The organism is Caballeronia catudaia (assembly GCF_001544755.2).
Classification (GTDB): Bacteria; Pseudomonadota; Gammaproteobacteria; order Burkholderiales; family Burkholderiaceae; genus Caballeronia; species Caballeronia catudaia.
Window position 1 is genome coordinate 226,312 of record NZ_FCOF02000003.1, and the last position, 20,475, is coordinate 246,786.

A 20,475-nucleotide genomic window follows, 5' to 3' on the forward strand; every position below is an offset into this window, starting at 1 on the left:
CAGAGCAAGCGGCTTCTGGTTAACATCGTCGGAACGCGTCGCGCAGGCGCATCGACGCAATCCGCAAAAAACCGTTCAAAGGAGCAACCATGGATCTCAAGATCGCCAGCAAGCTCGCGCTCGTAACCGGATCGACGAAGGGCATCGGACATGCCATCGCCGTGGCGCTAGCGCGCGAAGGTGCGCGCGTGATCGTCAACGGCCGCTCGCAGCCGTCCGTCGATGCGGCGCTCGCCAAGCTGCGCGAGCTCGTTCCGGACGCGCAGGCCGAAGGCTTCGCCGGCGACATATCGGAAGCCGCGCAGGTGGACGCGCTCGTGAAGCGTTTTCCGCACGTCGATATCCTCGTGAACAACATGGGCATCTTCGATCCGAAGCCTTTCGAAGAAATCTCCGACGACGAATGGCTGCGTTTCTTCAACGTGAATGTGATGTCGGGCGTGCGGCTTTCGCGCGCGTATCTGCCGAAGATGAAGGAGAAGAACTGGGGCCGCGTCGTGTTCATCAGCAGCGAGAGCGGCATCCAGATTCCCGTCGAGATGATTCACTACGGTCTCACGAAAACCGCGCAGCTCGCGCTTTCGCGCGGACTCGCGGAGACGTGCGCGGGCACGGGCGTCACGGTCAATTCGGTGCTGCCGGGGCCGACGAGCTCCGAAGGCGTCACGGATTTCGTCGAAAAGCTCTCCGGTGGAAAAAGCTTCGAGGACTTCGAGAAGCAGTTCTTCGAGGAAGCGCGCCCGACCTCGATTCTCAAGCGCTTCATCACGCCCGAGGAAATCGCGAACACGGTGGCTTACGTGTGCTCGGAACTGTCGTCGGCGACGAACGGCGCGGCATTGCGCGCGGACGGCGGCGTGGTGCGCGCGGCGTTCTGAGCGCGCTTCGTCAGCTTCGTTAATTCGACGCCAGTTCGCGCGCCTGATCGAGCGCCGCCACGATGGCCGCGACAGTGCGCTCGCGCGCGGCTTCGTCGTTCTGCCGAAGTGCGTACGACGGGTGATAAGTCGCAACGACGAGCTTGTCACCATACGGCACGACGCGCCCGACATGCGCCGACAATGTCGCCCGCCGGCCGAACAGCGCGGCGAGCGCGGTCGCGCCGAGCGTGACGATCACGCGCGCACCGATGCTCCGGAGTTCCTGGTCGAGCCAGTACGAACACGCCTCGACTTCCTGCTGCGCGGGCGTCTTGTGCAAGCGACGCTTGCCGCGCGGCTCCCATTTGAAATGCTTCACCGCATTCGTCAGATACACCTGCTCGCGCGGCACGCCGGCGCGTTGCATCGCGTCGTCGAGCAATTGTCCCGCCGGGCCGACGAACGGCTCGCCCTTCAGGTCCTCCTGATCGCCGGGCTGTTCGCCGAGCAGCATGATGCGCGCATCCGGCGGACCCGCGCCGTCCACCGCCTGCGTCGCGTTGCGCCACAGATCGCAGCGACGGCATGTATCGAGCGAGGTGGGCGCGTCGCGTTCGGGCTGCGCTTCGTTCGCTTCGACCTGAACCGCCTTGCCGCCGAGCGCGCCGACGCGCTGCGCCTGTGCGACGCGCCGCGCGCCGCCGCGCGCATCGCTCACGAGCTTCGGAATCAGCGCGCCTTCGGGTAGCCCCTTCCAGAAGCGCACGGGCATGTGCTGTTCGAGCGCGGATTCGTTGAGGCGGGCGGGATTGAAAATGCTGCGGTAATAGGTCATCCAGAGCGCTTCGGCGGCGTCGGGCGTGTCGCTCGCATGTTCCGATGCGAGGGCGCGGCGGCGCTCCAGCTTCAGGCGCTCGCCGTCGAACATGGCGGCGCCTTCGGGCGTCGCGATGAGCCATGTCGAGCGTCCCATGCGCGCCGCGAAATGCTCCGCGCCCCACGCGAGCACATCGTGATCTGGCTCGTACCACGCGACGTATTCGGGCGCGCCGAGCGACGCGTCGCGCTGGCGAAAACGCACGTAGGCGATCATGTCGTGCTGCGCGCGGCGCACCGCCTTCGCCATCTTGTAGAGGCGCGCGCCGTCTTCGTCCGCGGCCGATGCAACCGAGCGGTCGCCCTGGGCCCAGCGCCACAACACGCGATAGAGAAAGTTCCAGCGCCGCGCGTCGCGGAAATGCGCGGCGTCTTTCAACAGCGCCGCGAGTTCGCGCGAGACGCGGATCTGCGGCGCGGCGCCCGAATCGACACGCGGCGCGGATTCGTTGAACAGCGCGGGCTCCGCCTGCGACGTGCGCCAGTCGGTCGCTTCGGGCGCGAGCCCTTGGGCGAGCGCAGCGAGCGCGGCGGCGCGCCAGGCGTCGAAATCGTCGTCGATGGCGATGACGTGCATCAGATCAGCGAGAGTTGCACCGGACCGGTGGCGAGCGCGCGCCGCAGCGTGTCCGACGACGCCTCGGAAAGCGGCGGCCGATAATCCGCCGTGACGACGAAGGGCTTCACCTTGTCCATGCCGCAGCGCAGCCGCACGAGATCGTGATAGCGCACACGCCGCGTGCGCCGCAACTCGACGATGCGCTTCGCGTTGCGCATGCCGATGCCCGGCACACGCGCGATCATGCGCGCGGGCGCGGCGTTCAGATCGACGGGAAAGCGTTCACGATGCGCGAGCGCCCACGCGAGTTTCGGGTCGACGTCGAGCGGCAGGTTGCCGGCATCGCCGAGCAGTTCGGCGGCGGCGAATCCGTAGCCGCGCATCAGAAAATCGGCCTGATACAGGCGATGCTCGCGCAAAAGCGGCGGCGCTTTCGACGGCACCCCCGACGGGCTGTCGGGAATCGGGCTGAACGCCGAGTAATAGACGCGCTTCAGCTGATACGAGCCGTAGAGCGTTTCGGCGGTGCCGAGGATGGTGCGGTCGTCGGTTTCATCGGCGCCGACGATCATTTGCGTGCTCTGTCCCGCCGGCGCGAAACGCGGCGCACGCGGCTCGGCTTCCGATTCCTCGCGCGCGACGCGGATATTGCCCATCGCCAGCTTGATCGTGCGGCCGCTTTTTTCCGGCGCGAGACGCTCCAGGCTGATTTCGGTCGGCAACTCGATGTTCACACTCAGGCGGTCGGCATAACGTCCCGCCTGCGCGATGATTTCGGGGTCGGCATCGGGAATCGTCTTCAGATGGATATAACCGCGAAACTGATGTTTCTCGCGCAGCGTCTTCGCGACGAGCACGAGCTGCTCCATCGTGTAGTTCGACGAACGAATCACGCCGGAGCTCAGAAACAGGCCGTCGATGTAATTGCGGCGGTAAAAATCGAGTGTAAGGCTGACCACTTCTTCCGGCGTGAAGCGCGCGCGCGGCACATTGCTCGAGCGGCGATTGATGCAATAGCGGCAGTCGTACAGACAAAAGTTCGTCAGCAAAATTTTGAGCAGCGAAACGCAGCGTCCGTCCGGCGTGAAGCTGTGACAGATGCCTGAGCCGGTGCTGGCGCCCAGTCCGTCGATGCCGCGAGACTCGCGCTTGGGCGCTCCGCCGCTTGCGCACGATGCGTCGTACTTCGCGGCGTCGGCAAGGATTTCAAGCTTTTCGGAGAGATCCATCTTGATGGCTATACTGTATGCATATACAGTATCCCACAGGAGTCGTTGAGTCAAACAGATAGCGCACACTTTGGACCTGCCTTCGCCAACTTCTTCCTGGAGCCTCTCATGCGTTTCGACTACAAGGCGTTTCATATCGACTGCACCGCGCGTCACGACGAGGACGGCGGCTACTACGCTCACGCGCGAATCACGCGTTCGCCGGACGATCACGCCGCACATATGGAAGTCTTCGAATCCGGCGATCTCGACGTCTTCACGAGCGAGTGGGACGCCGTGCATTGCGCGCGCGCGTGGGCTATCGAATGGTGCGATGAGGCGCTGGCCTAGCGCCGGCACGGCGATTGCGCTAATGGTCGGGCGGCGCCGCAGCGTTCTTGCGATGCGGTGCGCATCAATATCATCGATCAACGGGAGGACACCATGAAGAACGCAAAGAGAAGCTTGCTTGTTTCGGCCTTGATTCTGGGTCTGTCGGGCGCGGCGTTCGCGCAGGGCGCGGGTGGCGGGGCTGGCGGCGGAGCGGGTGCAGGCGGCGGCACGGCGGGAGGTAATGGCGCCGGTCAGGGCGGCACCGGCATGAGCACGCCGAATAGCGCCGGCGTGACGGGCTCGACTTCGGGCGCGTCGGGTTCCAACACGATGGACTCGTCCCAAAGCAACAAGATGCACAAGAACAGCAAGAGCGGTTCGAGCAGTTCCGGCTCGGGCACGTCGAGCGGCGGCGCCTCCAAGTCGTATTAAGCGTAACGAAGCATTCAGTTCTTGCAGCGCGCTCGGGCTTCCAGGCAAGCCCGAGCGCGTTCTTTAATGTATGCACTGTCCGCTCATCCCACCAAAAGTATCCCCACTAAATAGGGATTTCTTGCGCGTGTGCATCGCCGTAACTTAGCTCCTGAGCGCTATCCGTCGTGTCAGACGCGTTGTTCTTGCCGCGTCCGACGAACACACTCGGCCCTTTGCCGCCGCGCTCGAATCCTATCCATCGACAGAAGCTGCAAGGAGTCCGAGAATCGCGTTCCCGGCTGCTTGTGCATTCGTTTCAAGGAGCTGGAACATGAAGGCGAAACTCACCCCGAAATTTTTCGCGATGATGGCCGCTTGCGCGCTCGCGACCAGCGTCGGCGCGGCGCATGCCCAAGGCATGTCCGCGGATCAACAGCAACTGGTTCAGACGATGCGCCCGATGTATGTGACGCAGGTCATGCCCGATCAGCAGCAGACCACCGCCATGCCCGCGACGCAAGCCGACGAATCCGCATACGGCGGCATGCCCGCCGGCATGAGCGCGTCCGCGAGCGGTCGCGGTCAAGGCGGCTGTGCCGACAAGCCGCGTTGCGACGTCTTCTTCGGTCAATGATCGACCGATGACCTCACGTTGCGGGCGCGAGTCAACGCCGTCCGCGACGCATTGCCCGATGCGGGTCGTCCACGCGAAGCTCGCGCTGACCGGCTCGCCCGGCTCCAGGACCGCGCCGCCTTTCATCGCGCGATCCACACTCACGGGCTCCACGCAGAGCAGAACCCGCCCATTTTGATTACGCTCGTCGCGTTGCTGGTGCTTTGGTTTTCGCTCGCTTCTTCTTATGTGGAATCCTGAATACGGGATCCGGCAAAAGCAAAAGCAAGCAAACCAAATCAAACCATCAAGCGTGCCGATGCTCCGGCATCCTCTGCTCCACCGAGCCCTCCGACCGAAGCCCCGCCTTCCCCCCCGGAACCTCACGCCCACGCAGCGAGCACCCCACCGTCTCGGTAACGAACACCAACGCAACCGCGCCCACGCAGCAAGCGGCCATCATGTAATAAGCCGGCACCAACGTGTTACCCGTTCGACCGATGAGCCAGTCGGTGACCATCGGCGCGGTGCCGCCGAAAATCGACGTCGACAAGTTATAGGCGATCGCCATGCCCGCATAACGCGCTTGCGTCGGAAACATCGCAGGAAACATCGCCGAGATGCTCGCGAGTTGCGGCACATACAGCAGACCCAGCACGGCGAGTCCGATCAGCGCGCCCGCGATGCCATGCGACATCAGCGAAAACATCGGCACGGCGGCGACGAACAATCCTACGAGCGACAGCCACCACACCTTCTTGCGTCCGATACGATCCGACAGCGCGCCCGCGAACGGCAGCAGCACCATCATCGACAACATGCCGATCAAGGGAAGCAGCAGCGAAAGGTTGTCGCTCATGCCAAGCTCCTTCTTCATGAAGGTCGGCATATAAGCGAGCAGCACGTAGTTCACGACGTTGAGCGCAACGACCAGGCCGCCGAGCTGCAGCAACGGCTTCCAGTATTGCGAGAACAGCTCGCGCAGCGGCACGCCCTTGTGCTGCTCACGCTCCGCGGCCTCCGCGCACTCACGGAACACCGGCGTGTCTTCCATCTTCGAGCGCAGATACAGGCCGATCAGACCGAGCGGCGCCGCAACGAGGAACGGCAAGCGCCAGCCCCATGCGTGCATCGCGTCGTTGCCGAGCAGGACCGAACAGCCGAGCATCAGGAACGCGCCGAGCGAGAAGCCCGCGAGCGTGCCGAATTCAAGGAAGCTGCCGCAAAAGCCGCGCTTGTGATCGGGTGCGTACTCGGCCATGAAGGTCGCCGCGCCGCCATACTCGCCGCCCGTCGAAAAGCCCTGGATCATGCGCAGCGCGATGAGCGCCACCGGCGCCCATATGCCGATGCTCGCGTACGAAGGCAAGAGACCGACGACGAGCGTCGCCATCGACATGATGATGATGGTCAGCGCAAGCACGTGCTTGCGGCCGAGCCGGTCGCCGAGCGGCCCCCAGAAAAGCCCGCCGAGCGGCCGCACGAGGAAGGAAATCGCGAAGGTCGCGAGCGCGAAAAGCGTCGCCTGCGCGGTGCTGCCTGGAAATAGCGCGGCCGAGATATAGGTGAGGCCGTAGCTGTAGATGCCGTAGTCGAACCACTCGGTCGCATTGCCGACGGCCGATGCCGCCATCGCGCGCCTGATCGGGCCGCGCGCGTGAGCATCATCGGACGCCGTCTGCGCGTCTTGCCTCGTGGTGGGTTGCACGTAACTCATAGTCGTTTTCCGGATGCGTCAGTGACCCGGTGCCGCGCCCGAATTCGCGCGCATCGCACCGCCTTGAGGTCAAGATACAGACGCATGCGGGCCGCCCTGCATGTCCTAGGACGATAAGCACGCTGGGGTTTTCCCCGAAGCACCGGCGGTTCTTGCCGGTCGACGGCTGGTGCGCGGCGCTCTTACCGCGTCTTTCGGTTTTCGCGGATTCGCGGCGCATGGCTTGCCGCGGGCGTCGCGATTGACTCATCGCACGTATCCGCCGCATTGTCATGGAACATTTCGGCAATCACATCCAACTGGACGAATTCAAGCACCGCTCTAACAGCCGAATCGCCCCCGCCACACCGCGGAACAAGGCGGCGAGCGGTGCGGCGCACATGACCAGTGAACGCGCCGCAGCGCGCGCCTTGAGCAGCGGCATGAAGCGCACGAATTGGATGGCGTCTGTGCGCGACCGTCACGAACGACAACCGATTGATTCGGCTGTTGGCAGCGTCGGTGTTTTGATAGTGCTGTCGGGTGCGTGATTCGTCGGGCGATCACGGCTCCGGACTGGCGATGTCCGCCGTGACGATGCGCCGCCCGAGCGCCTCGGCCGCGCGTCGCGCATCGTCGCTCGATTCGAACGGGCCGATCGTCTCGCAGCCATCGAACGGATACAGCACGCGCTTGTCGCGCTTTCTCACGACCTTCAACGTACCGATGTGCATGCCCGTCGCGTTCACTACGTAGGATGCGTAGATGTCGAAGCCCTCGTATGTCCCTGCTTCGGATGTCGGTGTGGTTTTGGGCATCGGTCTGGACATGGTTTTGCTCAAGGGGGCGCCGCGAGGGGTAGGGGATCGGCTGCATCGCGGCCCGCGCGTCGACGCAGCCATCGTGATACGACTCTTCTCGATTCAGCGAAACGCCTAGCAAACTGCGTACCGCGCCATGCACGGCGCAGCGATCGAGAAACCATTGAGCGCGTCGAGCAGGTCGGCAAATTGCTACGGTGCCGGGCGCGCAACGGCTCAGGCCGCGCCGCACTCGAACGTCCCGAGCGCCTTTAACCACGGGCCTGCCGCACGCACGACGGGCGCGACGGAAGCGTTTTCCGTGCGAGAATCCGAAAATCGTTTCCGGCCGCCCCTTGCAGCGCGGCGCGACCGATTCGAACCGAATACCGGCACCGTTCCGTGCCATGACGTCGCCACATCGAGAAACCGGGCGAGGAGACCAAGCGTCGATGAAAGCTGACAATCTGATCGCGGATACGAGGATGGGCGGGCTCGACCCGAGCTTCCTGCTGGGCGGCGGCGAAATGGGCGCGCTCATCCGCGGTTTCGACTGGACGCAGACGTCGCTCGGCGCGCCCGCGCATTGGCCACAAAGTCTGAAGACGGCCATCCGCATCATGCTGACGTCGCGCCAGCCGATCTGGGTCGGCTGGGGCCCCGACCTGCTGTTCTTCTACAACGACGCGTACAAGTCGATCATCGGCGGCAAGCATCCGCAAGCGCTCGGCCAGCCCACCTCCTCCGTGTGGCGCGAAATCTGGAACGAGATCGGCCCGCTGCTCGACACCGCGCTCACGGGCGTCGAAGGCACTTACGTCGAACAGAAGCTCCTCATCATGGAGCGCAACGGTTTCCCGGAGGAAACGTATTACACGTTCTCCTACAGCCCGATTCCCGATGACCGCGGCGGCGCGGGCGGCATCATCTGCGCGAACAGCGACGACACCCAGCGCGTGCTCGGCGAGCGTCAACTGAACGTGCTGCGCGAGCTGGCGGCGTCGGCGGCGGATGCGCGCAACTGGCGCGAGGCGTGCGAACTGTCGATGCGCGCGCTCGAAAGTGCGTCGCGCGACATGCCCTTCGCCCTGCTCTACGCAGCCGAGCCCGGCGGCGACACGGCGACGCTCGTCGGCCCGTGCGGCATCGAAGCGGGACATCCGGCCGCGCCGGCGATTCTGCACGCAGCGAACGCAGATCCGTGGCCGTTCGCCGACGTGCTGCGCGACAACCAGGCACGCGTCGTGACCGGTCTCGACCAGCGCTTCACCGCGCCGCTGCCGACGGGCGCATGGAGCACGCCGCCGCAGAGCGCGGTGCTGCTGCCCATCGCGCCGTCGGGCGAGACCGGCCGGGCGGGCGTGCTGATCGCGGCGCTCAATCCGTACCGGCTCTTCGACGAGAGCTATCGCGCGTTCATGAATCTGGTCGCGGGCCAGATCGGCGCGGCGATCGGCTACGCGCACGCCTATGACGAAGAGCGCCGACGCGCCGAAGCGCTCGCCGAAATCGACCGCGCTAAAACCACGTTCTTCTCCAATATCAGTCACGAGTTCAGGACGCCGCTCACGCTGATGCTCGGCCCGCTCGAGGAACTGCTCGCGAATCCGGAGCGCGTCAGCCGCGCGGATTTGCGCATCGTCAAGATCATGCATCGCAACGGCTTGCGGCTGCTCAAGCTCGTGAATGCGCTGCTCGACTTCTCACGCATCGAGGCGGGACGCATCGAGATTCATCGCCAGCCTACCGATCTCGCCGTGTTCACCGCCGAGCTCGCGTCGCTGTTTCGCTCGGCAATCGAAACGGCCGGGCTGCGCCTCGAGATCGACATTCCGCCGACGCCCGTGATCGCGGACATCGACCGCGACATGTGGGAAAAGATCGTGATGAACCTGCTGTCGAACGCGTTCAAGTTCACGTTCGATGGCGTCATCCGCATTGCCTTGCATGCGAACGATGATCACGGCATCGAGCTGTGCGTGCGCGATACCGGCATCGGCATTCCCGAGCACGAACTGGCGCGCGTGTTCGAGCGCTTCCATCGCGTCGCGGGCGCGAGCGGCCGCTCGGTGGAAGGCAGCGGCATCGGCCTCGCGATGGTGCAAGAGCTCGTGAAACTGCACGGCGGCTCGATCCGCGCGCAAAGCAGGCTCGGCGATGGCGCGTGCTTCACGATCACACTGCCCGCGCCGCGCGAGTTCGCCAGCGCGGCGCATGACGCACCGCACGCCGAAGCGAGCATCCGCGCGCGCTCGTATGTCGATGCGGCCATGCGCTGGATGCCGGACGCCGGCACACCGCCCGAACTCGGAAGCGAGGACGACGCGCCGCTCGGCGTGAGCGCAGCCGACGAGCCGACGCCGCCCGACGCGATGCCGGGCCGCGTGCTGGTCGTCGACGACAACGCCGACTTGCGCGACTACATGCGCCGCATGCTTACCGCGGCCGGTCACGACGTGAGCGCCGCCGCCGATGGCGAAGCCGCGCTCGCGATGGCCCGCGAAGTGCGCCCGGAAGTCATCGTCTCCGACGTGATGATGCCGCGCCTCGACGGCTTCGCGCTGCTCGCCGCGCTGCGCGAGGACGAGACGCTGCGCGAGACGCCGGTCGTGCTGCTGTCGGCGCGCGCGGGCGAGGAAGCCCGCGTGGGCGGCCTCGAAGCTGGCGCGGACGACTATCTGACCAAGCCGTTTTCCGCGCGCGAACTGCTTGCGCGCGTGGCGAGCAATCTGCGCCTCGCGCGCTTGCGTAACGAGACCGAGCAGAAACTGCGCGACGAATCGCGCACGCTCGAAATTCTCAATCGCGTGGGCACGACGGTCGCGGGCGAGCTCGAACTGAGCCGCGCGGTGCAGGTCGTCGTCGACGCCGCGACGGAGCTGACAGGCGCCGCCTTCGGCTCGTTCTTCTACAACGTGCTCGACGACAAGGGCGGCCGCTATACGCTCTACACGCTGTCGGGCGTGACGATGGACGCGTTTGCGAAATTCCCGATGCCACGCAACACCGCCGTGTTCGGTCCGACGTTCGCGGGCCAGGGCATCGTGCGCACCGACGACATCACGAAAGACGAGCGCTACGGTCACAACGCGCCGCATCACGGTATGCCGCAAGGCCATCTCGCCGTGCGCAGCTATCTCGCCGCGCCGGTGCTCTCGCGCACGGGCGAAGTGCTCGGCGGGCTGTTCTTCGGACATCCGGAGCCGGGCGTGTTCAACGAGCGCGCGGAGCGCATCGTCACGGGCATCGCATCGCAGGCGGCGATCGCCATCGACAATGCGCGGCTTTTTCAGGCCGCGCAGAACGAGATCGCCGAACGCACGAAGGCGCAGGACGCCCTGCGCGATCTGAACGAGACGCTGGAACGCCGCGTGGCCGACGCCGTCGACGATCGCGACCGTCTGTGGGAGCTGAGCGAAGATCTCTTCTACGTCGCGAGCTTCGAGGGCGCGCTTTTGCGCGTGAGCCCTTCATGGACGAGCGTGCTCGGCTTCGATTCCCAGCGCCTGCATTCGCACACGGTGATGGATCTCGTGCATCCGGACGATGCGCGCGCCGCCGCCGCCGAACTCGACAGCCTGCGCGAGCGCGGCTTGCCCGTGCGCTATGAGTGCCGCCTTTCCCGCGCCGATGGCGGCTGGCGCTGGATCGCGTGGACGGTGTCGCTCGATCCGCGCACGCGGCGCATCCACGGCGTGGGCCGCGACGTCACCGCGGACCGCGAGACCGCCGAAGCGCTGCGGCACGCGGAAGAAGCGTTGCGCATGGCGCAGAAGATGGAAGCGATCGGCAAGCTGACGGGCGGCGTCGCGCATGACTTCAACAATCTGCTGCAGGTCATCGGCGGCAATCTGCAGTTGCTCGCGAAGGACGTCGCTGGACAGGACAAGCCCGAGCAGCGCGTGAAGAATGCGCTCGCGGGCGTCGCGCGCGGCGCGAATCTCGCCTCGCAACTGCTCGCGTTCGGCAGACGTCAGCCGCTCGCGCCGAAGGTCGTCAATCTGGGCCGCTTCGTGCGCGGCCTCGACGACATGTTTCGCCGCGCGCTCGGCGACGGCATCGAGATCGAGACCATCGTGTCGGGCGGCTTGTGGAATACGCTCGTCGATCCGTTTCAGGTCGAGAACGCGCTGCTCAATCTCGCGATCAATGCACGCGACGCGATGACCGGTCACGGCAAGCTGACGATCGAAGCGGGCAATGCATCGCTCGACGAAAACTACGCGATGCGCAACGCCGATGTCGCGCCGGGCCAGTACGTGATGGTCGCCGTGACGGACACGGGCTCGGGCATGTCGCCCGAAGTGCAGCAGCGCGCGTTCGAGCCGTTCTTCACGACCAAGCGCGAGGGACAGGGCACGGGTCTCGGCCTTTCGATGGTGTACGGCTTCGTCAAGCAATCTGGCGGGCACGTGAAGGTGTATAGCGAGCAGGGACACGGCACGACGGTGCGCCTCTATCTGCCGCGCGTGCGTGAACAAGAAGATCTGGAGACGAACGTCGATTCCGGTCCGGCGAAGGGCGGCAGCGAGACCATTCTCGTCGCGGAAGACGATGAGGAAGTACGCGCGACGGTCGTCGAACTGCTCGCCGATCTGGGTTATCGCGTGCTGCGCGCGAAGGATGCGCAGAGCGCGCTTGCGATCGTCGAGAGCGGCGTGCCGATCGATCTGCTCTTTACCGATGTCGTGATGCCGGGGCCGTTGCGCAGCACGGAGCTTGCGAGGAAGGCGCGCGAGCGTGTGCCGGGTATCGCGGTGCTGTTCACCTCGGGTTATACGGACAACGCGATCGTGCATGCGGGACGGCTCGACGAAGGCATCGAATTGTTGAGCAAGCCCTATACGCATGAGGCGCTCGCGCGCAAGGTGCGGCAGATGTTGGCGCAACGGGTGCCGGCGCCGGTGGTTATCGCTGGCCTCGCGCAGGAGGATGTGCTTGCTCGCATGCGGGTGCTGTTCGTCGAAGACGACGAACTCGTGCGTGCGAGTACTGCGGAGTTGTTGCGTACCTTTGGTGTCGATTTGGCCGATGCCGGCAGCTTCGATGAAGCGATGGCTTTGTTAGGCGGGCATCGGTTCGAAGTGCTGCTGACCGATGTGGATCTTGCAGGGCGGTCGGGGGTGGAGTTGGCGATTGCCGCTCGCCGCGAGACGCCGGGGTTGGGGGTGGTGTTCGTTACTGGGTATGAGCTCGCGCTCAGCGACGATGAACGGAAGGCTCTGCCTGGTGCCGTGCAGTTGCGCAAGCCATTTGATCCGCTTGCTTTGATCGATGCTTTGAATGCGGCGGTGAGGTAGGGGTTTTTCTTGCCTTGCTTTTGTTGTCGTGGAAGCCTGTTTTCGTGTCGGTCTATTAGCTTCGCCCCGCATAGGGGCAATGCTAATAAACCAACGCGAATACAGGATTCCACAGAAGCCCGAGCAAGCGCGCCAAAAACCTCACCCCCCGCGCCGCTTCCTCACAGCCTCAGCAAGCAAATCCAGCACCGGCTCACTTTGAGCCCATCCAAGACATGCATCGGTAACCGACACACCGTGCCGAAGCGCCACACCGGGCTTCAAATCCTGCCGTCCCTCCTCCAGATGACTCTCGATCATCACCCCCGTAATCCGCCGCTCCCCCGCTTCCAGTTGCCGCGCAATATCCTCCGCGACATCCACCTGACGCAGATGCGACTTGTTCGAGTTGGCGTGCGAGCAATCGATCATCACCTGCTCGCGCTGTCCGAGCGCCGCAAGCGCGCCGCACGCAGCCGCGACGCTTTCTGCATCGTAGTTCGGCCCCGTCTTGCCGCCACGCAGAATGACGTGACAATCGTCGTTGCCGCGCGTCTCGAAGATCGCGGCCATGCCCATCTTCGTCATGCCCATGAATGCGTGGCTCGCTCGCGCGGCGACAATCGCGTCCGCCGCAACCTGCACGCCGCCATCGGTGCCATTCTTGAAACCGATCGGACAACTCAGGCCCGATGCCAGTTGCCGATGACTCTGGCTCTCCGTCGTGCGCGCGCCGATCGCGCCCCACGCGATCAGATCGGCGATGTATTGCGGGCTCAACAGATCGAGAAACTCCGTCGCGGTCGGCAAGCCAAGGCCGCTGATATCGAGCAAAAGCTCACGCGCGCGGCGCAAGCCCTCGTTGATGCGGAAACTCCCGTCGAGACGCGGATCGTTGATATAACCCTTCCAGCCGACCGTCGTGCGCGGCTTCTCGAAGTACACGCGCATCACGATGAAGAGATCATCACGCAGCCGGTCCGCGACGGCTTTCAGACGCTGCGCGTATTCCATCGCCTGATCGTGATCGTGAATGGAACACGGGCCGACCACGACGACAAGCCTGTCATCGCGCCCGTGAAGAATATTCGCGATGTGCGCGCGGCTCTCTTCGACGAGCGTCTGCACGCCCGGCGTCACCGGTAATTCGTCGAGCAGGAGCGCGGGCGAAATCAGCGGACGCACGGCGCCGATGCGCGTGTCGTCGATGCGGGTCGTGTCTTGCGTGGAGTCGGCCACGCCTGCCTCCTGATCGCGGGAGGGATTGTCGATGCGGGTCAAGATAAGCTCCGTCATGCGTGATTGATGCAGAATTCAAGGACTCTGTGCGTGCTTTCCGCGCGCTTATCGCCTTTCGGCGCAAACATTCATTATCGCACCTGCGGCGTCGCCCGCGCGGGATCGTGCGTATGATGAAGCCCATACGACACCCTCAAGTGGAGCTGACCATGCGCATCGAAACGTCATTTCTGTTCGACCTCGACGGCACGCTCGTCGATAGCGTCTATCAACATGTGCTCGCGTGGAAGGAAGCGCTCGACGCGGAAGGCATCGAGTTGTCCGTCTGGCGCATCCATCGCAAGATCGGCATGAGCGGCGGCCTCTTCACGAATCAACTGCTGCGCGAGACGCACGGAGAAATCAGCGCGGACCGCGTCGAGCATCTGCGTCAGCTACATGCGCAAGCGTATAAGCGCCTGCGCGCGCAAGTGTGTCCGCTGCCGGGCGCGCGCGAACTGCTCGACGCGCTGACGAACGCCGGCACGCGCTGGGCCATCGCGACGAGCGGACGCATGGAAACCGCGCAAGTCAATCTCGAAGCGCTGGGCGTCGATCCGGCGAAGCAGGTGGTCATCACGCGCGACATGGTGAAGTACGCGAAGCCCGATCCCGATCTGTTCCTCGCCGCGGCCGAACGGCTGAACGTGCCGATCGAACATACGGTCGTCGTCGGCGACAGCATCTGGGACATGCTGGCCGCGCGGCGTTGCCGCTCGCTCGGCGTCGGCCTGCTGTCCGGTGGCTATGGCAGCGATGAACTCGAACGCTCGGGCGCGCTGCGCGTGTATGAAGATCCGGCCGACCTGCTGCTGCATCTCGATGAAGTCGCTGCACGGCCGTGAGATGATCGCGCGCATGACCTCTTCTCTCATCGAAGTTCGCCCGTGGGGCGACGCAAAGCTCTACACCTTGCGCAATGCGTCTGGCGTGCGCGTCGATATCAGCGATCTCGGCGCGACGCTCGTGTCATGGCTCGCGCCGGATCGCGAAGGCCATTTCGCCGATGTGCTGCTCGGCCACGACACGCCCGAACGCTATCGAAACGGCAGCGCGTTCATGGGCGCGATCATCGGGCGCTGGGCGAATCGCATCCGCGATGCGCGCTTCGTGCTCGATGGCGTCGCGCATCAGGTCGAGCGCAACGAAGGCGTGAATCATCTGCATGGCGGCGCGGAAGGCTTTCATCGGCAGATGTGGCGGGCGCAAACCACAGATGGCGCACTCTTCATGACGCTCGATTCGCCCGCGGGCGCGGCGGGTTTTCCTGGCAATCTAAGCGTGAGCGTGCGCTATGCACTCGCCGATGACGGCACGTTATCCATCGACTACGAAGCGCGCACCGACGCGCCGACGCCCGTCAACCTGACGAATCACGCGTACTTCAACCTGAGCGGCGAAGCGACCATTCGCGCGCATGAAATTTCGATTGCAGCGGATACGTACTGGGCGATCGATGATTCGTCGATTCCCGTCGCGCGCGAAGACGTAACGGAGAGCGTGTTCGATTTGCGCGCGCCCGCGTCGATCGGCGCGCGGCTCGATGCCTCGCACGCGCAATTCGCCATCGCGGGCGGCTTCGATCATTGCTATGCCTTCGACGACCACGCCAGCGAACCACGCCGCGTCGCCGTGCTGTTCGATCCATCGAGCGGACGCGAACTGAGCGTCGCAACCGATGCGCGCGGCTTGCAGTTCTATTCAGGGAATTATCTGGAAGGCGTGCCCGCGCGCGGAGGCTCGCACTATTGCAAGCAGGCGGGGCTGTGTCTCGAAGCGGGCGGCTTCCCGAACGAGATCAACATGGACGGCGGGCGCGCCATCCTGCGTCCTGACGACGTGTATCGTCAGCGCACGCGCTACACGCTGCGCGTGCGCTGACGCGCGATCAGAAGATGTTGCGCAAGCCGATCGATACGCCGGTCTGATTCGAGCGGCCTGGCAATTCGACATCGGCCGCGCCCGTCACCTTGTTGAAGTCCACCGTGCCGTAGACTTCGGTGCGCTTCGACAGCGCGTACTCCGCGAGCGCGACGCCCGTGTAACGATTGCCGCTGCCCGTCGCGCCGCCGCCGATGGCCGCGTTCTTCATGTGATCGTAGTAGAACGCGCCGGTGAGCAAGAGCGCGGGCGTGACCTGATACGTGATGCCCGCGAACGGGCCGTCGTCGCGGCGGCCCGCGCCCTTCTGGATATCCGTTCCCGCAACGAGGCCGCGCTGCTGCAGGATGCTGTCGACGAAGCCGGTGTCGTCCGTCGAATGCAGATAGCCCGCATACAGTTTCGCCGCGCCGAGCGTATAGACCAGGTTCGCGTTCCAGATCTTCTGCTTGTTCGACGAGTTGTCGCTGTTCTGCTGATAGCCGCCGCCGATGGAGAGCGGACCCATCGCATACGACGCCGTGAAGCCATACATGTTGCCCGCGCCGAGATGGCCCGGCACTTGACCCGAGAATCCGCCCGGACCGGTCGCGGTGTAGTTCGTGCCGAACGAGTACATCGCGCCGATGGTCAGACCCGCGAACGTGCCGTTGTACTTCACGGCGTTATCCGCATAGAGACCCGCGCCGAGTGCAACCGGCAGCCATGCGTTCTCGAAGTAATTGCCGACGGTGAGCGGGTCATACGTATCGCCGAGCATGTCGAAGAGCGGCGTCTTCTGGCGGCCGAGCGTCAGCGTGCCGTAGTGGCTCGCAAGTCCGACGTAGGCCGCGCGATTGAATGCGCGCGAAGGGTCGGCGAACTGGCCGTTCTCCAGTTCCACGCCGCTTTCCAATCGGAAGATGGCCTGCAGGCCGCCGCCGAGATCTTCGGTGCCCTTCAGTCCCCAACGGCTATTGGTGATCGCGCCGTTCGTCATGTACAGCTTGCCGTCGTTATTGGCGTTGGCATTCGTCAGATAGCGCACGCTCACATCGGCGACGCCATAGAGCGTGACCGAGCTTTGCGCGAATGCGGACTGACAGACTAGCGCGATGACCGATGCGCCAATGCCGGCAACGGCGCGCGATGCGATTGTTTTCATGATGTGTTAGACGCGTTCAAGTATTAGCGATTTTTTTATGGGCTTCCATGCGTGGCCTTTCGCTTCGCTGTCCGAGTGAAGAAGGCATTGGTTTTACGCATGAATGCACGCGGTTTTAACACGTCAAATATCGCAATGCGTGATCCGGTGCAATACGTGTGGTGTTTTACGCAACAGCGGCGATTGTTTAGCGATGACGAACGCGCTTTACATTCTCGCTCTACACTCTCGCCTGCACCGGTTCCGATGGCACCGCTTCGAGAAATCCTCGCCCCATCTCCTTCTCGAATCGCGCCGGGCTGCCTTCCCATACGATGCGCGCATGTTCGAGCACGTACACGCGATCCGCATGCGGCAGCGCGAACGTCACGTTCTGTTCGCCCAGAAGCACGGTGATCGGCGTGGTCTTCTGCATCAGCTCCATCGCTTTCGAGAGTTGCTCCAGAATCACCGGCGCAAGCCCGAGCGTCGGTTCATCGAGTATGAGGAGCTTCGGCTGCATCATCAGCGCGCGCGCGATCGCAAGCATCTGCTGCTCGCCGCCAGATAGCGTGCGCGCGGTCTGCGTCTGACGCGATTCGAGAATCGGGAAGAGTTCGAAAAGCCACTCGAGCTGATCGACGCGCATCTTGTCGGAGAGATGGTAGCCGCCGAGATCGAGATTCTCGCGCACGGTCATATCGCCGAAAAGCTCGCGCGTTTCCGGACATTGCACGATGCCCCCGCGCGCAATCGCCGCACCCGTCATGCCCTTCAGATCCTTCGCGCTGTATCGAATGGCGCCTTCGTAAGGCACGAGTCCCGAGATCGCGTTGAAGAGCGTCGTCTTGCCCGCGCCGTTCAATCCGACGATCGATACGAACTCGCCTTCGCGAACGTGCATGCTCACGCTGTCGAGCGCGCGCGCCTTGCCATAGAGCACGCCGACGTTCTCGACCCGAAGTATCGGCGGCCTGTTGTTCGCGACTTCCGCGCCGCGCTCACGCGCCTCGATCTTGCCGCCGAGATACACGCGCCGCACGGTCTCGTTCTTCATCACTTCATCGGCGGTGCCTTCGGCGACGTACTCGCCGAGATACATTGCAAGCACGCGATCCGCGAGCGCGGCGAGGCTCTTCACGTTGTGATCGACGAGCAGCACCGCGCGCCCTTCCGCGCGAAAGCCGCGAATCAGCTCGGAGAACGCTTCGGATTCGGCGGCGGTGAGACCCGCGAAAGGCTCGTCGACGAGCACGACGCGCGGATCGCGCGCGATCGCTTTCGCCATCTCCATGCGGCGCAGATCGGCGAACGGCAGCGTCGCCGGATGCCGATGCATCACGCGGCTCAAGCCCACGCGCTCCGCGATCTCGCGCGCGCGGCGGTTGACATGCGGATCGGCGGCGAGCTTCAAGAGCGAATCCGGCAACAGCGCGAGCTTGATATGTTCGAGCACCGTCTGTCGATGCAGCGGCCGCGAATGCTGGAACACGATGCCTACGCCCGCGCGCGCAATGCGATGCGGCAGCCAGCCGGCCATCTCGACGCCATCGACCTTGATCGATCCTGCGTTCGGGCGCTCGATGCCCATGATGAGCTTCATCACCGTCGACTTGCCCGAGCCGTTGGGACCGATCAGGCCGAGTATTTCTCCGGGCCGGATATCGAAGCCGATGTCCTTCACCGCGACGAGACCGCCGAAGCGTTTCGTCAAACCGCGCACGGACAGCAAAGGGGAATCGGTCATTCGCGTTCCCTCACGCGCAGGATGTTGCCGAGCAACCCATCGGGAAAGAACAGGATGACCGCGAGCGCGACGGCCGCCACCACGAACGTGTTGATCTGCCCGAGCGGGCGCAGGAATTCGCCCGCGACGATGAGAAAGATGGAGCCGAGCACCGCGCCGAGTATCGTGCGCCGGCCGCCGAGCACGGCCGCGATGATGATCTGCACGCCGATGCCGATATCGACGACCGTGCTCACCGATGCCGTGCCCTGATAGAACACGAGCATCGCACCCGCGACGCCCGAGAACACCGCGCTGATGCAAAACGCCGCGAGCTTGTGCTTCACGACATTGAAGCCGAGCGCCTGCGCGCCGACGGTGTCCTGACCGCTCGCCTGCAGAATGAGACCGATCGCCGAGCGCGACAGCCCGAACAGGATGATCGCGCAGACGATCAGGAACGCGAGCGCGATCCAGTAGTTGTTGCTTGCATCGACGGACATGACATCGGGCACCATCATGCCGATCTCGCCGCCCGTGATGCCCGCGAAGATCACGATCGCGTTCTGCAACAACAGCACGGCAACGAGCGTGACGAGGCCGAAGTATGGCCCGCGCAAACGCAACGCGGGCACCGCGAGCAGCAGGCCGCCCACGAGCGCGACGAGACCGCCCGCGATCACGCAGATGGGTATCGGCGCTGCGGCGTGCGCGTTGAGGATCGCCGCGGAGTAAGCGCCCAGGCCGATCAGGAATGTCGGACCGAAGTTGACCTCGCCCGCGAAGCCGAAAAGCAGGTCCCATGACATCGCGAAGACGCCGAAGTAGTACGCGACGGTGAGCACGCCAAGAATGTATCCGGTGAGCCACCACGGCAGCGTCGCCGCGACGATCGCGAGCAGGACCGCGGACCAGATCAGACGCGAGCGAACGATGTCTTTCATGATCAGCGCCGTCCGAGAAAGCCTTGCGGCCGCACATAGACCACAAGCACGAGCAGCAACAGCGCGGGCAGCGGCCGCAGCGTCGGCGAGATGAGATACGCGGTGACGGTCTCCAGATAGCCGACCACATACGCGGCCATCAACGAACCCGAGACGCTGCCGAGGCCGCCCAGCACGACGATGGAAAACGCGCTCGCAGTCAGTTGCCCCGTGTTGTTCGTGCTCACGCCGAGAAACGAGGCGAGCAGCACGCCCGCAATGCCCGCGAGCACGCCATATATCGTCCACGCGAGCAGATAGATGCGCGAAAGCTCGAAGCCGAGCAGCGTGAGGCCGCGCGGATTCATCGAGGCCGCGAGCAGCGCCTTGCCCGCCTTCGTGCGATTCACGAAGAGCCACAGCAAGCCGATCACGACCCAGCACACCACGGCGATCATGATCTCGTTGTACGGCACGCGCACGCCCGCGATGCTCGCGACGCCGGGAATGAGCGGACGCATCGTGATGGGGTTATCGGAGAAGAGATAAGCCATACCCTGCTGGATCATGATGCCCCAGAGCAGCGTGCCCGTGAGCACGAAGATCTCTTTCTCCTCGCGCGGTATCGCGGTGGAACGCTGAATGGGCCGCACCACCATGAAATACGTGATGAAAGCGGCGGCCATCCCGCAGACCACGCCGAGCGGCGTGGCGAGATACGTGCCCAATCCCGCTTCGCCGGCGAGCGCCCAGCCGAGTAGCGCGGCGATGAGCATCACGCCGCCGTGCGCGAGATTGAGCACGCCGGATACGCCGAAGATCAACGTGAAGCCTATCGCGCCGAGCGCATAGAGCGAACTGATCGCGAAGCCGTCGATGAGAATCTGCAGTGGCAACATGGGCGGC

Annotated in this window: 17 protein-coding genes; 8 read left to right on the forward strand and 9 right to left on the reverse strand. The window is 64.3% G+C overall.

Going from position 1 to position 20,475, the window contains the following annotated elements; translation table 11 throughout:
• The first annotated feature begins 89 nt into the window (after positions 1-89).
• Positions 90-878 (forward strand): SDR family NAD(P)-dependent oxidoreductase, encoded by a 789-nt coding sequence (locus AWB75_RS04915; protein WP_061122943.1) that lies wholly within the window; start codon positions 90-92, stop codon positions 876-878.
• Between the two features lie 19 nt (positions 879-897).
• Here the strand turns inward: AWB75_RS04915 and AWB75_RS04920 are convergent, their stop codons facing one another.
• Positions 898-2,313, reverse strand: coding sequence for a UdgX family uracil-DNA binding protein (locus AWB75_RS04920; RefSeq protein WP_061122944.1), 1,416 nt, complete (start codon positions 2,311-2,313; stop codon positions 898-900).
• Positions 2,313-3,524 (reverse strand): putative DNA modification/repair radical SAM protein, encoded by a 1,212-nt coding sequence (locus AWB75_RS04925; RefSeq protein ID WP_061122945.1) that lies wholly within the window; start codon positions 3,522-3,524, stop codon positions 2,313-2,315. Before AWB75_RS04925 ends, AWB75_RS04920 begins: the two co-directional genes overlap by 1 nt.
• A gap of 108 nt (positions 3,525-3,632) precedes the next feature.
• Here AWB75_RS04925 and AWB75_RS04930 point away from each other — a divergent pair, with 108 nt between their 5' ends.
• The 3 genes from AWB75_RS04930 to AWB75_RS04940 all read left to right on the forward strand — a co-directional run bounded on the left by AWB75_RS04930 (position 3,633) and on the right by AWB75_RS04940 (position 4,884).
• Entirely contained in the window at positions 3,633-3,854 is a 222-nt protein-coding gene (locus AWB75_RS04930; RefSeq protein ID WP_061122946.1) for a hypothetical protein, read from the forward strand.
• Positions 3,855-3,947: 93 nt separating this feature from the next.
• Positions 3,948-4,268 carry a hypothetical protein gene (locus tag AWB75_RS37605; protein WP_159462766.1) on the forward strand — a complete coding sequence of 107 codons (321 nt, stop codon included), beginning with the start codon at positions 3,948-3,950 and terminating at the stop codon, positions 4,266-4,268.
• Positions 4,269-4,581: 313 nt separating this feature from the next.
• Positions 4,582-4,884, forward strand: coding sequence for a hypothetical protein (locus AWB75_RS04940; RefSeq protein ID WP_235011973.1), 303 nt, complete (start codon positions 4,582-4,584; stop codon positions 4,882-4,884).
• 286 nt (positions 4,885-5,170) lie between these two features.
• Here AWB75_RS04940 and AWB75_RS04945 read toward each other — a convergent pair whose 3' ends face one another.
• Entirely contained in the window at positions 5,171-6,580 is a 1,410-nt protein-coding gene (locus tag AWB75_RS04945) for an MFS transporter (RefSeq protein WP_061122947.1), read from the reverse strand.
• 272 nt (positions 6,581-6,852) lie between these two features.
• Here AWB75_RS04945 and AWB75_RS04950 point away from each other — a divergent pair, with 272 nt between their 5' ends.
• Entirely contained in the window at positions 6,853-7,110 is a 258-nt protein-coding gene (locus tag AWB75_RS04950) for a hypothetical protein (RefSeq protein WP_061122948.1), read from the forward strand.
• A gap of 12 nt (positions 7,111-7,122) precedes the next feature.
• Here AWB75_RS04950 and AWB75_RS04955 read toward each other — a convergent pair whose 3' ends face one another.
• Positions 7,123-7,377: a DUF6723 family protein gene (locus AWB75_RS04955; RefSeq protein ID WP_061122949.1), complete on the reverse strand. Its 255-nt coding sequence runs from the start codon at positions 7,375-7,377 to the stop codon at positions 7,123-7,125.
• Positions 7,378-7,811: 434 nt separating this feature from the next.
• Between AWB75_RS04955 and AWB75_RS04960 the strand changes: the two genes are divergently transcribed.
• Complete coding sequence (locus tag AWB75_RS04960; RefSeq protein WP_061122950.1) at positions 7,812-12,659, forward strand: response regulator; 4,848 nt, start codon at positions 7,812-7,814, stop codon at positions 12,657-12,659.
• A 141-nt stretch (positions 12,660-12,800) separates the two neighbouring features.
• Here AWB75_RS04960 and AWB75_RS04965 read toward each other — a convergent pair whose 3' ends face one another.
• Complete coding sequence (locus AWB75_RS04965) at positions 12,801-13,919, reverse strand: 3-deoxy-7-phosphoheptulonate synthase (protein WP_061123058.1); 1,119 nt, start codon at positions 13,917-13,919, stop codon at positions 12,801-12,803.
• A gap of 167 nt (positions 13,920-14,086) precedes the next feature.
• On the opposite strand from AWB75_RS04965, the gene AWB75_RS04970 reads away from it, so the two are divergent.
• Together AWB75_RS04970 and AWB75_RS04975 are read left to right on the forward strand one after the other, a co-directional pair.
• Positions 14,087-14,761 carry an HAD family hydrolase gene (locus AWB75_RS04970; RefSeq protein ID WP_061123059.1) on the forward strand — a complete coding sequence of 225 codons (675 nt, stop codon included), beginning with the start codon at positions 14,087-14,089 and terminating at the stop codon, positions 14,759-14,761.
• Between the two features lie 13 nt (positions 14,762-14,774).
• On the forward strand, positions 14,775-15,797 hold the full coding sequence (locus AWB75_RS04975) for an aldose epimerase family protein (RefSeq protein ID WP_235011974.1): 1,023 nt from the start codon (positions 14,775-14,777) through the stop codon (positions 15,795-15,797).
• Positions 15,798-15,804: 7 nt separating this feature from the next.
• On the opposite strand, the gene AWB75_RS04980 is transcribed toward AWB75_RS04975, so the two are convergent.
• The 4 genes from AWB75_RS04980 to AWB75_RS04995 form a co-directional block, all read right to left on the reverse strand.
• A complete protein-coding gene (locus AWB75_RS04980; RefSeq protein WP_061122952.1) occupies positions 15,805-16,941 on the reverse strand; it encodes a porin in 1,137 nt (378 codons plus the stop codon).
• A 220-nt stretch (positions 16,942-17,161) separates the two neighbouring features.
• Positions 17,162-18,667 (reverse strand): ATP-binding cassette domain-containing protein, encoded by a 1,506-nt coding sequence (locus AWB75_RS04985; RefSeq protein ID WP_061122953.1) that lies wholly within the window; start codon positions 18,665-18,667, stop codon positions 17,162-17,164.
• On the reverse strand, positions 18,664-19,590 hold the full coding sequence (locus tag AWB75_RS04990; protein WP_061122954.1) for a branched-chain amino acid ABC transporter permease: 927 nt from the start codon (positions 19,588-19,590) through the stop codon (positions 18,664-18,666). The genes AWB75_RS04985 and AWB75_RS04990 overlap by 4 nt, the downstream gene beginning before the upstream one ends.
• Before the next feature lie 2 nt (positions 19,591-19,592).
• A complete protein-coding gene (locus AWB75_RS04995) occupies positions 19,593-20,468 on the reverse strand; it encodes a branched-chain amino acid ABC transporter permease (RefSeq protein WP_061122955.1) in 876 nt (291 codons plus the stop codon).
• Positions 20,469-20,475: the final 7 nt, after the last annotated feature.

What these genes read in the sequence shown, in the direction of transcription:
- AWB75_RS04930 (WP_061122946.1), top strand. Translation starts at nt 3,633, where the DNA reads ATGCGTTTCGACTACAAGGCGTTTCATATCGACTGCACCGCGCGTCAC.
- AWB75_RS04980 (WP_061122952.1), bottom strand. Translation starts at nt 16,941, where the DNA reads ATGAAAACAATCGCATCGCGCGCCGTTGCCGGCATTGGCGCATCGGTC.
- AWB75_RS04940 (WP_235011973.1), top strand. Translation starts at nt 4,582, where the DNA reads ATGAAGGCGAAACTCACCCCGAAATTTTTCGCGATGATGGCCGCTTGC.
- AWB75_RS04945 (WP_061122947.1), bottom strand. Translation starts at nt 6,580, where the DNA reads ATGAGTTACGTGCAACCCACCACGAGGCAAGACGCGCAGACGGCGTCC.
- AWB75_RS04920 (WP_061122944.1), bottom strand. Translation starts at nt 2,313, where the DNA reads ATGCACGTCATCGCCATCGACGACGATTTCGACGCCTGGCGCGCCGCC.
- AWB75_RS04985 (WP_061122953.1), bottom strand. Translation starts at nt 18,667, where the DNA reads ATGACCGATTCCCCTTTGCTGTCCGTGCGCGGTTTGACGAAACGCTTC.
- AWB75_RS04995 (WP_061122955.1), bottom strand. Translation starts at nt 20,468, where the DNA reads ATGTTGCCACTGCAGATTCTCATCGACGGCTTCGCGATCAGTTCGCTC.
- AWB75_RS04970 (WP_061123059.1), top strand. Translation starts at nt 14,087, where the DNA reads ATGCGCATCGAAACGTCATTTCTGTTCGACCTCGACGGCACGCTCGTC.
- AWB75_RS04960 (WP_061122950.1), top strand. Translation starts at nt 7,812, where the DNA reads ATGAAAGCTGACAATCTGATCGCGGATACGAGGATGGGCGGGCTCGAC.
- AWB75_RS04975 (WP_235011974.1), top strand. Translation starts at nt 14,775, where the DNA reads ATGACCTCTTCTCTCATCGAAGTTCGCCCGTGGGGCGACGCAAAGCTC.
- AWB75_RS04990 (WP_061122954.1), bottom strand. Translation starts at nt 19,590, where the DNA reads ATGAAAGACATCGTTCGCTCGCGTCTGATCTGGTCCGCGGTCCTGCTC.
- AWB75_RS04950 (WP_061122948.1), top strand. Translation starts at nt 6,853, where the DNA reads ATGGAACATTTCGGCAATCACATCCAACTGGACGAATTCAAGCACCGC.
- AWB75_RS04925 (WP_061122945.1), bottom strand. Translation starts at nt 3,524, where the DNA reads ATGGATCTCTCCGAAAAGCTTGAAATCCTTGCCGACGCCGCGAAGTAC.
- AWB75_RS37605 (WP_159462766.1), top strand. Translation starts at nt 3,948, where the DNA reads ATGAAGAACGCAAAGAGAAGCTTGCTTGTTTCGGCCTTGATTCTGGGT.
- AWB75_RS04955 (WP_061122949.1), bottom strand. Translation starts at nt 7,377, where the DNA reads ATGCCCAAAACCACACCGACATCCGAAGCAGGGACATACGAGGGCTTC.
- AWB75_RS04915 (WP_061122943.1), top strand. Translation starts at nt 90, where the DNA reads ATGGATCTCAAGATCGCCAGCAAGCTCGCGCTCGTAACCGGATCGACG.